Below are 12,831 nucleotides of genomic sequence, written 5' to 3'. Positions count from 1 at the left end.
GAGCCCGCCCGGTTGCAGCGAGTAAAACATTCGGAATTTACCGGGGGGCTCGCGAAGCATCGCTGTAAATACCACGCGTTTAGTGCGAAAGTCGATCGCATTAGGCGTATGACCGAGGTTTCTCGCGTTAACGTCCTCGGTGTTTCACGCGGCAGTTGATTGCTTGGTGCTGCGCAGCGACCACTTTGTCGCTTGCCACGGCGGATTCAATCGCCAGCAACTGCTTGGCTAACTTGCTGGCTTGTCCTGTTCCGCGGATCGCACTGAGTGTCGTGCGGCAGTCGACGTCACCAACGGCGGTCTCTAGCTGGAGCGTCAACTGTCTGAGTAGTGAAAGCAATTTGGCGAAGTCACGTGGGTAGTTCGTCGGATCACCCTGCAGACACATTTGTAGTGTGGTTTGCACGACCAATGCATGCAGATCCGACACGGACGCGACGTCGGCGAGCGATTTCGCCCAGCGGGCCGCCTTGATCATCCCACCTGGTAACAATGCACGCATGGCTGTCCCCAAATTGTCGGTTCCCAAACGTCCGTCCTCAATTGCGACCGTTGCGACATCGATTGCCAAACGCTGCTCGCCGGGTTCCTTGGCCGCCAATGCAAGGGTCAAACAAAGCGTCGCCATCTCAAAAAGCGGCGTCCCAGGATCCAACATGGGTTCCAATAAGTGGCTGTTGTACCAGCGTGCTTCGTGCCAATCGAGATTATCCGCGAACGCCTCCGCAGCGCGAGCGAAATATGACTCGCGAGCAATCGGCCATAACGATGCGGTGGCACGGACGGAATCAGTCGTGTTGCCCGCAAAATGCCCTACCTCCCAAGCGATGATATGCGGCAAGTGGAAGCTGACGGCGGGGTGTTCGGAAACGTTTGGCAGCGAACTCGAGTGCGATTCGGGGCAAGCAGGCTCGCTCGCCACGGACAACCATGTTCGGTATTTATTGGCCTGATGCGCCCAGCGATAGGTGGCGGCCGTGGCGGCATCCGGACCTTGCTCGGGAAAGACGTCTGATACCGCGGGATCCGATTTCCACGGTGATCGTGCCCGGGCCGCAGCAACCCACAGACGCTCGTTGGTTTCAATCGTAATGCCTTGGGCGCCGAGGGCGTATCGAATCGCTTGACGCCAATTCTGCTTGCTCGGCTTCAGCTTTGTGAGCGCTTCCGCTCGACGATCGGGTGCCAATCGTAAGATCGCCAGGACCACGTCGGTTTCGGCGGGTGAGTCGTCCGCCAAAGTATGGACTCGATCGACCAAGACGAGTGGATCAATCCAGCCGCCTCGATGCGTCGGAGTGCTCAGCGGCGTCGAGGCTGTGCCGGTCGCCATCTTCCTAGCAAGTTGTTGACAGCGTTCAGACAATACCGCAAGCGGTTTGTTGCGGTTACAGTAGCGAAACGGCCCCTGTAGACCGTCGACTTTGACCACGTGGCAGTAGGGTTGTCCGTCGCGGATCTCATATTCACCTTGCGGACCGAGTACCTCACCCTCGACCCAGGCATAGATGCAGCCGGCCAAATCCGACACTGTGCCACGTCCCCAGAAGGGAAACAGATCTCGTTTGATCAGTTGAACGGTCCGTTTTGCGAGTGGTGCGACACGCTGTGCAAAATCGGCGGGGCGTTGATCACAGAGTCGGGCGATCCCATCGATTGCCAATTCGGCTTCATCCACCTGACCGCGATCTTCCAAGACGCTTGAACAGAGGTCGATCAATTCGTCGAGATCAGTTACCGGTTCAAGCTGGTCCTCGGGTCGCAGTCGAGCGATCTCGGTGCCATCGAATCGTGTTGCAGGAATGTTCGGATTGCCCGACGCGATGTTTTCAATCAAGGTACCGACTGAGTACAGCTGTAACCACTGCGGATCGTACTGTTGTCGAACTTCGCTCGCGGACGAATCGATGCCCGCTGCCAACGTCGAATTCTCTGCCGCGGGATTAGTGAGGGGGGTGGATGCGGTGTCAGCTTCCTCGCCCGCCAACCACTGCTGCACGCTTGGTTGGACCGAAGATGCCAGTAAATCGACATACTCTCTCACCTTAGTTCGCAGTTCCGGATGGGGATCGTTGACGTTGGATTGGATCCATTGCCATGCCGCATCTTGCACATCCGCAGCCTCGTGTGCCAACGCCTCAGCCGCCGCCAGACTTGCTGCCGTCGTGTGTTCCGGATCGCGAGTGATAACCGAAGAAACAAGTTTTAATGCGTTTTTGACAATTCCTTTTTGTCGCGATTGCAGGACAGGAATCAACGCAGCGATCAGGTCTGCGGAGGCGTATGGAGATTCTTTGTCGATTTTCTGTACATGTTTGAACGCCCAAGCCACGATAGGCTGCGTCGTACACGCCAACAGACTCAGATAGCGGGGAGCAAACTGAACACGCTCGGATTGAGTCAACTGCAACTCATCATGAAAGTTTGTAAACCACTTCGCACGGTAGTGGTTGAAATCGCGTTGCAACGCGTCAAACGTACAACCGATCAGTCGCTCGCGTGATAGGCGATTGCTTTTCGCCAATGATAACAATGCCGCTTTCCATGATGTGTCCGAGGATCGATCGACATTCGCCAAACTGTTGTCGCCCCCTCCTTCGTATTCGAACAGTTTCCATATCTCGTCGTCCAGCAAGTCGGGATCCTCGAGTAACTTGGATTCCACTGTGGTCTCAGATCGGAAACCGCCATCGAGCCCGCTAATCATCCCGAGGTAGTAGTGCGGGTGATCAGGCTTCTCGCACAGACCTGCTCGTATTAACCGTCGGACCAGCTTCCAATTTCGCCAATACCTTCGATCGTCTAAAAGTTTCACGACCCAACGCTGCGTCCAATTCGGTCGACGGTCCGCGATCACCTGGAACTGTTCGTCGTCGTTGGGCAGTGATTTCCAGTTCAGCTTGGCAACATCCGACAAAGTCCCGGTGGCAAACACGGCAAGTCCTCCGGCCGGCAACTGAGGCGGTATCACAAAATGGAGGTTGCTACCGTTGGTTTGTACGTGCGCGGTTGGTGCGGTCCTCAGCAATGCTTTGGACTTTGTACGCAGCGATGCGCGGTCCACTTCCTTCATACCTTGAAAGAACTCCAGCATCGCCGCTTTATCACCGCTTTGAAAAATCGTTAGGAGAGCCTGTTCGTTGGTCGTCATTGGATTCCTAGAAAAATCTGCGCAGCCAAGATGTGTTTACACGGTCCACGATCGTTTTGGTGTTTGGCGTACCATGGACAGCTGCATTTGGCGGATTGTTCGTCGATTCGAACTCGATGCACCACATCGCTGCTAGCAACCATGATCTCGTATTTGCTGAGACACTGTTTTCCGACACGCACTTTGCCTTCGTTGATCAGTTTGGTCGCGGCAGCTAGCCGAGGCTGCATTTTCGCCGAGCTGGACCGCAGTGATTCCAAGTCAAATGGCAACAAACGATGGAAATAAGCTTGGTTACTAAGGTCGAACCCAACGACACCTTGAGTGCTCAGCACGCCCAACAATTCCGTGACGCGTTTGGCGGTGGTGGCTGCCCGAGCAGCGATAACAGTGGGATCCAGCACGGTATCCCAGTGCAGTGCCGCGCGGACATGAGCAAGCTCTTTGTCGCGTTCATCCGACGACAACGCAGTCGACGATAGCACTTGGCCTTCACCAGAGAATCCACGCCAAATCTCGGGGCTGAGCACCAAGTGAAACCGGCAACCTGGGAAATCAAGAACAAAAGCAGCAGCGGAGGTGACCGGATCATGATAGATCTGCAAGCGACCCGCGTGGGTTACGAGCGGCTCCAAGACTCGCAGACGCTGGAGTCCACCCACACGAACGGCATCACGATTTTCGACCTGAGTGACCCGCAATCCGTTCCTAGCAGGAACGATCCAAGTGGGGCGGCGATGCGTGTGCATGCGAGGCAAACCACGCAAAAACCGACGCCCTTCAAGCGCCGACACACTGATCACCTCTTCCATCCGCGACTGGCAGACTTGAACTTCCATCAAACCTTTCAGCCATCGTATTGGCAGCTCGACTTTTCTCTCAACAATTTGCGTGTCTCCGCTCGTCAAACGGACTTCGTCGGCGCCCACCGCTAACTGCACTTCATCCGTCGACTGCACCATTGCCAGTGCCGATAACATCGGAGCGTTAAAGTCGACATTCGTCGTTCCTCGGGTTAGCCATTGTCCGTCCAATGTCTCGCTCGTCAGATCAACACGGGCATACGCGCCACAACACGCCGAGAAACCTTCGAAACGAAGCATTTCGTCGCTGCAAGTGACCACCGGATCCGACAGAGCGATTGTTTTGGCCAACATCGCCGGAGGAGCAAAAAAACGAGATTGCACGACCCGCATCAAGCCTCGAAGGAGATCACACGTCAAGCGAGGGGCCTGCAGTCGCCCCTGAAAATAAAGCGGGCTTGATTGCGGTTCCGGTTGTGCGGCCAAACACAAATGCCGCCGCGGAGCATCATACTCAGATGCGAACGAGTATCGATAGACTTGGGTGATCGCGGCAGCCGACACGTTGATGTCTCGGAGTGTGCAAAAGGGAGGAGGGATCAATGTACCACAAATCAGTGCCTAGGCGGCTGGCATCGCAATCCGTTCCGGTCTCTGTTGCTGGTAGATAACAACTAGATAACAACGTCAAACTTTGACTATATTGTGGGAGAGGCTTCCAGTCTGCGCACGTGTCCTCGTCAGCCTGCAAGCCTTGCCTAAATTCCTCGCAGTGAAAGTCGCGTAGACTTTCGCGCATCGGTGCTTCGACATAAAACTCTTAACGGCTTGTTGATTTAATGAAGTTTCCTGCGGCAAGGGGTGCATGATGGACTTTCAAGTCCGTCAATAGCGCATTCGACGGATTAGGAAGTCCATCGTAGAACTAAAACAACAAGCCGTTAACGATCCTTCGCTACCAAAACCCGTCTGGCTCGACAGCCTGGAAACCGCTCCGACATTACAAAAGCCATATGGAAGCAACCCACCAGCATCGATCCGAGCGGGTTTGGCGACGCGGTAAACATGTGCCGGAGCTTGATGGGCTGCGTGGGCTGGCCATTTTGGTCGTGACGCTGTACCGATTCGGCAAAGGGTTTCCTGAAGAGACCGTCATCGGTAAGTGGATTGGATTTGTCTTGAGTCACGGCGACCGCGGGGTTGATCTTTTTTTTGTGCTATCGGGTTTTCTGATCACCGGCATCCTGATCGATGGCAAAGACCGTCCGCACTATTTTCGTAACTTCATCGCCCGCCGCAGCCTGCGGATTTTTCCGCTCTATTTTTGCACGCTCGCGGCGATCGTGATCGGGGCAAGTTTATTTCCTGAGTTGGCGGAAATGTTCGCTCTGCCGCTGAGCAATCAGTTCTATCTGTGGACCTATCTGGTCAATGTCAAGATGAGTTTTGAAAACGAATGGTGTTTTGGCTACCTCGACCATTTCTGGTCGTTGGCAGTGGAAGAGCATTTCTATCTTGTTTGGCCGTTCATCCTTTTTCACCTGCGATCCACCCTGACGCTTCGCGTGGCAATCGGCTTGGCAATCCTCAGCGCGGTCTCGCGAGTCGGTTACGTGCTGGCCACGCAACATGGTGTTGCCGCTGATGTGTTGACGATCTTTCGCGTCGACTCGCTGCTGATCGGCGCTGCGGTCGCCGTGATCGCACGCAGACCGAAGGGCCTGGAACCGCTCAAGAAATGGCTGCCGATTGCTTTTCTGGTTTGCGTTTTCATCGTTGCGATGGGGTTGGTTCTAAATAAGGGGCTATTCACGCTGACGCATACGTTGTGGCCGGTGATTTGGGCCTACATTTTGGTTTGGTTGATGACGGCGTACCGCAGCGCAGGCTTGGCACGCTTTTTCAATTTATCAGGACTGCGTTCGCTTGGAAAATACAGCTATGCGATGTATGTTTTTCAAAATCCGTTGATCGCACTGGTGTCCGCGGTGCTTACTGCGTCCACCTTCACCGCGGTCACCGGTGATGCCGTGACAAGTCACCTCGGATACATTGGTGTGATGTTCACACTGACCTACCTCGCCGCCGTGGCCAGTTGGTATTTGTTAGAGCGCCACTTCTTGAAGTTGAAACGGTACTTTCCAAGTGGTTGATGTCGAATTTCGTCATGCCACGGGCTAGATAGGTCATCAAAGCCTGCACACCACGAAGTACGCGATACGAAGCACCGCCGCCGGCGAAAATCCAGCGGGGTGCCGCTTAATGCCATCCACGTTCGCACTAAACGGGCGTTTCTTATGGCGGTGCGGCGCAAGCCGCTCGGTCAACATCGAACGTTTTACTCGCGGCCACCGTGTCGTTGCCCCTTCAAAGCGTCCTCCGTGAGATCAGCTCCGCAGCAAAACGGAGGCCGCTGTGGTCCTCCGTTGCTCTGATAAGAAAAACGGATTCCAATAGTACACGATTGCGAATACGATAATGCGTGATGCATTTTCGTCCGCTTGTAGGTACCCTGCCGCCCTTTTCGCTTCCCCCTTCCCTTGTGATTCAAGTCTTGATGTCTTTTCTTTCCTTGCCGTTGGCAAGTCTGCAAAATGTTTCCGAGCCCTTATCGAGTGGTGTTCACGTTCATCTCAGCACAATCGATATCCTGGTCGCCGTTGGTTATTTGATCGGGATCGTGGCCATCGGATTGTTCGCCGCTTGGCTGCACAAGAAAAAGCAGGGTGCTGCCAGTGAATATTTTTTGGCGGGCAAAAGCCTTGGCTGGGCCAGCATTGGACTGTCGCTGTTTGCAACCAATATTTCCACGTTGCATTTGGTCAGTCTGGCACAGAACGGTTTTGACACCGGATTGTTGAACGGGAATTTTGAGTGGATGGCAGGCTTTACGCTGGTGCTACTCGGTCTGTTTTTCGCACCGTTTTATATCCGCTCGGGGATCGCAACGCTGCCCGATTTTCTTGAGCGTCGTTACAATCGCATCTGCCGTGACTGTTTAGCGTTCGTCTCGATCTTGACGGCGATTGTGATTCACATCGCGTTTGCTTTATTGACCGGAGGCATCATTTTAGAAGAGCTGCTTGAGATTCCGATGATGTACAGCATCATCGTGCTCTGCGTGCTGACGGGAATCTATACGATCGTGGGCGGCTTGTTGGCGGTGGTCGTGACCGAGTGCATTCAAACGATCGTGCTGCTAGGCGGTGCGGTCCTGATCACCGCGTTAGCACTTTGGCAGCTCGGTGGCACGGTGGACGCTCCGGGCGGATGGGATGGTTGGCAAAATTTGCTGTCGATCCTCGACCGCGAAGATCAAGGGCAGCGGCTGTCGATGTTGCGGCCGCATGGTGATGCAGACAATATGCCATGGTATGCGATCATGCTTGGATATCCCGTGCTGGGAATCTGGTATTGGTGTGCCGATCAAACGATTGTGCAGCGAGTACTCGGTGCCAAGAACGAACAGCACGCTCGTCAGGGGCCCATTTTCGCCGGCGTGCTGAAGATCCTGCCAGTATTCTTGTTTGTGCTTCCCGGTCTGCTGGCATGGGCGCTATTTACGGATGGGCGATTGGATTTATCGCTAATCACCGTCGACGGCGTAGTGCAGTCCAAGGGGATTTACGCCAGCATGATTACCGAATTGTTGCCGCTCGGGCTGCGGGGCGTGTTGGTGGCGGCGTTGATGGCGGCATTGATGAGCACGGTGTCCGGCGCACTCAACTCCATCTCGACGCTATTTAGCTATGACATCGTCAAACGGTTCAAACCGGCGGTGGACGACAAGTCGCTTGTCCGAGTGGGGCGAATTTCGGCTGGGATCGCGTTGATGATCGCCGTTGCGTTGGTGCCCGCGCTGAACATGTTCGAGAGCATTTTTAATGGGATGGCGAGCATTATTTCGCACATCGCTCCGCCGATCACCAGCGTGCTGGTGTTAGGCGTCTTTTGGCGCGGAGCAAGCTCGCGTGCGGCAGCCATCACGCTGATCGGTGGTTCAGTGCTGGGGATCGCCGTGTTCGCAACCAACACGCTGATGCCGGAGGGGACGCTGAATCAATTGCCCGGAGGCTTCATGATGATGGCGTTCTATTTATTCGCGGTATGCGTCGTGGCCCAAGCACTCCTGAGCCGATTGCTGCCGGACGTCGCCGCAGAGACCGGTGATTTGCGTGGATCGGAATTGGCATGGGATCCGCCTTGGGCCGCGCTGAAGATACCCGGCGATAGCCGGTTGGGCGATCCACGACTGTTGTCGACGCTGCTGATGTTGGTGATGGCTGTCCTCTACTGGATCTTTCGATAGGGACGATGCAAAGTGGATGCCGTCGACGGATCCGGTGCAGCTTTATGACACCGTTGCTGAGCTCGGTTAGACACCGCATCGAGGTAAAAAAGTCAGTCTAAAACCCGAAAACGCCCTGCGATCTGTAGCCGCGCTCGCCAACGCGAAGATGGTGGATCGCAGGGGGTAAGCGTTGACCCGAGGCAGTTGTATTGAAGTTGCGTTCTTATCACCACCCGACGCATCAGCGACGGAATCTTTATCTTGACACGGTCCCTCGCTGACGCGTCGGGTTATGATTTGCCTGGAAAAACGACGATGGCGCAACTCCGCAAGGCATTTGCTACGATGGGGCGAGAAAACCCCGGCCTCTGGTTCAGCGAACGCTATTGGCAACCAACGACGATATCGCTTGCAGTAGTAATTCCTGGCGAATCGGTTTGGCGACGTAGGCGTCCATCCCGGCATCGCGGCAACGCTGCTCGTCGCCCATCATTGCATGCGCCGTCATGGCGATGATAGGGATGTGCTGAGATTGGTTTTGCTCACGTTTGCGGATTGCTCTCGTGGCATCGAGGCCGTCCATTTCAGGCATCTCGACGTCCATCAAGATTAAATCAAAATCCTGCGATCCACTCATCTGCACCGCCTCGACCCCATTCTTAGCGATCGTGACGGTGTGCCCCCACTTTTGCATCACCCCCATGGCGACCCTTTGGTTCACCAGGCTGTCTTCGGCGAGCAGCACACGCAAACCGTCCCCCGTTGCCGAGTCCACAGCGTGGGCGGCCAGTTCATGGGTTTTTGATTCGCGGGATTCTCGCCGGACCACATGCAAAATCGCACGCAGCAGTTCCGATTGCTTGACCGGTTTCATCAAATGCGTGGCTACGTTTAGCTCATCGCACCGGATCGCGTCGCCGGACCGAATTGCCGACGTCAACAGCATCACGTTGGTGTCGGCAAGCTCGCGGTCCCGCCGCAACGATTCGACAAAATCAAACCCATCCGCTTCGGGCATGTTGACGTCCGAGATGACAAAGTTGAACGGGGTTCCCTTTTCGCTTTGACTTTTGACTTGGTGCAGCGCGTCTTGGACATTTGCAACCGTGGTGGGGTGAAGCCCCCAATTTTGCAGCGTCTCATGCAGGATACGACGATTGGTTGCATTGTCGTCGACCACCAATACGCGAAGCCCGCGAATGGAGTCTGGATTCAAATCGGACTTGTTGGCGGTTGCCCGTTTACCCACGGGAAGATCGATACTGAAGCTAAACGTTGTTCCACGACCAAGTTGGCTCTGCACCGTCAAACGTCCTCCCATCAGTTCGACAAAGCGTGATGCGATGGCCAATCCCAATCCGGTACCACCATACTTGCGTGTGGTCGATTTGTCGGCCTGTTCAAACTCGGTAAAGATCGTGTCGAGTTTGTCCTGGGGCACTCCAATCCCAGTATCAGAAACAGCAAATCTTAGTGAGATGATCGGACCCTTTGTTGCGTGAACCTCGACTCGCTCGGCTTTGACATCGACCACTACTTCGCCACGCTCGGTGAATTTGATTGCGTTCCCAACTAGGTTGATCAGAACTTGTCTCAATCGCCCTGCGTCACCGACGACGATCTCGGGAATATCCGAATCGAAATGATAGGCGAGTTCGAGTCCCTTGTGATGCGCTCGAGCGGCGAGCGACTTCATCATCGTGCCGATGCTGTCACGGATCTCAAACGGAGTGGGATCCAACTCGATCTTGCCCGCTTCGATCTTAGAGAAGTCCAGCACGTCGTTCAGCAGTCCTAGCAACGCTTCGCCTGATTCCAGCACCGCTTGTGCGTATTCACGCTGTACCGAATTTAGATCGGTATCGAGCAATAGTTCCGCCATCCCAATGACGCCGTTCATCGGAGTGCGAATCTCGTGGCTCATGTTTGCAACGAATTCGCTCTTGGCTCGGTTGGCGGTTTCCGCTGCCTCCTTTGCCGCGCCCAATGCCCGTTCGGTTTGCTTTAGCTTCGTGATGTCACGCGAAATTCCAAACGTTCCCACCACTTCGCCATCTTGTCGTTGCAGAGGCAGTTTGGTGGTGGAAACCCAGCGTTCAAGTCCGCTGGACCAAATCAAATGCTCCTCGGATTCAATGAGCGGGTCACGAGTCCGCATGATTTCCATTTCATCGGCCAACGCTTTTCGGGCGTGATCATGATCAAAGAAGTCAAAGTCGCTTTTGCCAACCGCGTCGTCGGTGGTGGCAAGTCCCGAGCGATCGGCCTTGGCTTGATTGATGCGGATGAACCTGCCCTTGGCATCTTTGAAATAGATGCTGTCAGGGATGTGGTCCATCAACGCCTGCAGCAAGAATCGATCGTCGACAGGCACGTCAGGCGATGGCGGCGGCGGTTCTTCCGGAGCCACTGATTGACCATCACCCGCAACTTGTTTTTCGTGCATCTTGAAATCTCGACCACTGTGTGGACTGCTGACTCAATTGAAACACCAATCAAGAAATGGCGAGCCCGCGAATGCCGCTCGTCGTTACATCCCGTTTGCAACCGCTGCGCTCGCCGCTCGTCAGAATCATGGTAGCTATTCTAATCGAGTTTTCCGTCGAATTGTCGCGAAAAACATCGTAGATTTGAGGTTCCGTCGACGTCGCTGCTGAGTCAGCCAATGGGGATAATCACGAGCGAAGTGCATTCCCCAGCTGCGAATCGGCAAAAACCGGGCTCCAAGTGGTCGCGTCGGTTAACTGCACGCGGCGGGGGCAGCGGGAGGTGTCAACAAGCGGCCAACCGCATTTTTGAGCTGCGTCGACTCGAACGGCTTGTGGACATAGTCGTCCATCCCGGCGTCCAAACACCGTTGGCGATCCCCCTGCAGTGCGTTCGCGGTCAAGGCGACGATGGCGGGGCGCGAATGGATTCGTCCTTCGGCAATCCGCTTGCGAATTTCTTTCGTTGTCGAAAAACCGTCCATCAATGGCATCCGACAATCCATCAGCACGACGTCGTAGTGTTGCGAGGTGAGGGCCTGGAGTGCATCAATTCCGTTATCCACCACGTCGCATTGCCACCCACATCCGATCACGATTTCGCGTGCCAATTGTTGGTTGACGTGGTTGTCGTCAGCTAACAGGATTCGCGCCGCCGAGGGGTCGTCGCTAGCGAACGATGGGGTGGTGGTTGGCAAATCGGTCGGTTCGAGTTCCACAGCATGGTGAAACGGTTTGGTCGTCTGATTCGGTTCGCTCGTCTCGTCGCACCGTGGAAACGTCGCTGTAAACCAAAATCGCGATCCGACTCCCTCCTGGCTTTCGACTCCGATCACCCCGCCCATCTTTTCGACGATCGATTTGCTGATCGACAAGCCAAGTCCAGTCCCTCCGTACTTGCGACTGATTGAGTTATCGACTTGCGAAAACGATTCAAACAGACTGCCCAAACGATCCGCCGGAATGCCGATCCCCGTGTCCTCGACGGAAAACAGCAACTTCACTTGGGCGTCATCGATTCGCTGCGGATGAACGAATAAACGTATCTCTCCTTGATCTGTAAATTTGATTGCGTTGCCAAGCAAATTGAGCAGGACTTGACGTAGCCGATGGCTGTCGCCGATCACCCGCGTCGGCAGAAGTTCGTCGAGGTGACAGGTCAGTTTGATGTTCTTGTCATCCAAACGAATGGGCATACTCAGAACGACGTCGTCGAGTAGTTCACGTAGATCGAAGCAATATTGTTCGAGTTCCATGCAGCCTGCTTCGATCTTTGAATAGTCAAGGATATCGCTGATCAATTTCAGTAGCATTTTGCCGCTGGATTGACAGGTGTGTACAAACCGCCGCTGGCGTTCATCCAATTTTGATTCCGCCAACAACTCCGTCATCCCGATGACCCCATTAAGGGGCGTTCGCAATTCGTGACTCATGCTGGCGAGAAACTCGCTCTTGGCTTTGTTGGCTTCGTCGGCTTTCTGGGTCGCCTCTTCGAGCCGGACGGTGTGAACGGCAAGTGACTTCATTTCACGTACACTTTGACGTATCGTGATCAGCAAGACCGTCTCTTCGAATAAGACCCAAACCGTGTGCTCGATCCAGATCCAATGGGATGCGGTAGCAATGCCAAAAAACGATTCAGGCCACCAGATACCGCGGATCATATGGTCGGCAGCGACGATCAGGGTCGGCGCCACCAGCACTTTCCAGTCGCGGTACGATGCCAGGAAGGCAAACGAACCAAAGACATGAAAATGCATCTCGATCCGACCGCCGGACAAATGGATGAGCAAGCTTGAAAACAGAACTTGGCTGATCGCAATGACATGACGTGTCATCGTTCGTCCGGGAAATACCAACGCCATTGCGACCGGCAGACTCGCTAACACGCCGCCACCGACGATTGCAATGATCAGATGCGGATGAATGCTGCGTTGGTCGCCGTCCCATGTGTGAGGCGAGAACCAAATTGCGACCGCAATCGCAACAATCCATTGCAATCCCATCAACACCGCGAACATGCGATCGGTTCGGCGAAAGATCGATGCCGCATGTTGGTCGAAATGATTACGCACCGATGCTTCGTAGTTCGACGACGAT

Annotated in this window: 6 protein-coding genes; 2 read left to right on the top strand and 4 right to left on the bottom strand. The window is 54.8% G+C overall.

All coding sequences use genetic code 11. From position 1 onward, the window contains the following. Nucleotides 1–127: 127 nt before the first annotated feature. Both ABEA92_RS18770 and ABEA92_RS18765 read right to left on the bottom strand, forming a co-directional pair. A complete protein-coding gene (locus ABEA92_RS18770; protein ID WP_345685387.1) occupies nt 128–3,151 on the bottom strand; it encodes a DUF6493 family protein in 3,024 nt (1,007 codons plus the stop codon). Then, entirely contained in the window at nt 3,148–4,518 is a 1,371-nt protein-coding gene (locus ABEA92_RS18765; protein WP_345685386.1) for an SWIM zinc finger family protein, read from the bottom strand. The genes ABEA92_RS18770 and ABEA92_RS18765 overlap by 4 nt, the downstream gene beginning before the upstream one ends. Nucleotides 4,519–4,967: 449 nt before the next feature. Between ABEA92_RS18765 and ABEA92_RS18760 the strand changes: the two genes are divergently transcribed. Beyond that, on the top strand, nt 4,968–6,107 hold the full coding sequence (locus ABEA92_RS18760; protein ID WP_345685385.1) for an acyltransferase family protein: 1,140 nt from the start codon (nt 4,968–4,970) through the stop codon (nt 6,105–6,107). 404 nt (nt 6,108–6,511) lie between these two features. After that, nucleotides 6,512–8,263 carry a sodium:solute symporter gene (locus tag ABEA92_RS18755; RefSeq protein ID WP_345685384.1) on the top strand — a complete coding sequence of 584 codons (1,752 nt, stop codon included), beginning with the start codon at nt 6,512–6,514 and terminating at the stop codon, nt 8,261–8,263. Nucleotides 8,264–8,618: 355 nt separating this feature from the next. Here ABEA92_RS18755 and ABEA92_RS18750 read toward each other — a convergent pair whose 3' ends face one another. Continuing rightward, a complete protein-coding gene (locus ABEA92_RS18750) occupies nt 8,619–10,691 on the bottom strand; it encodes a PAS domain-containing hybrid sensor histidine kinase/response regulator (RefSeq protein ID WP_345685383.1) in 2,073 nt (690 codons plus the stop codon). Nucleotides 10,692–10,985: 294 nt separating this feature from the next. After that, on the bottom strand, nt 10,986–12,806 hold the full coding sequence (locus ABEA92_RS18745; protein ID WP_345685382.1) for an ATP-binding protein: 1,821 nt from the start codon (nt 12,804–12,806) through the stop codon (nt 10,986–10,988). Nucleotides 12,807–12,831: the final 25 nt, after the last annotated feature.

Origin of the sequence: Novipirellula caenicola, assembly GCF_039545035.1 — a bacterium.
Taxonomy (GTDB): domain Bacteria; phylum Planctomycetota; class Planctomycetia; order Pirellulales; family Pirellulaceae; genus Novipirellula; species Novipirellula caenicola.
This window is presented reverse-complemented; position numbering and strand designations above follow the sequence as displayed.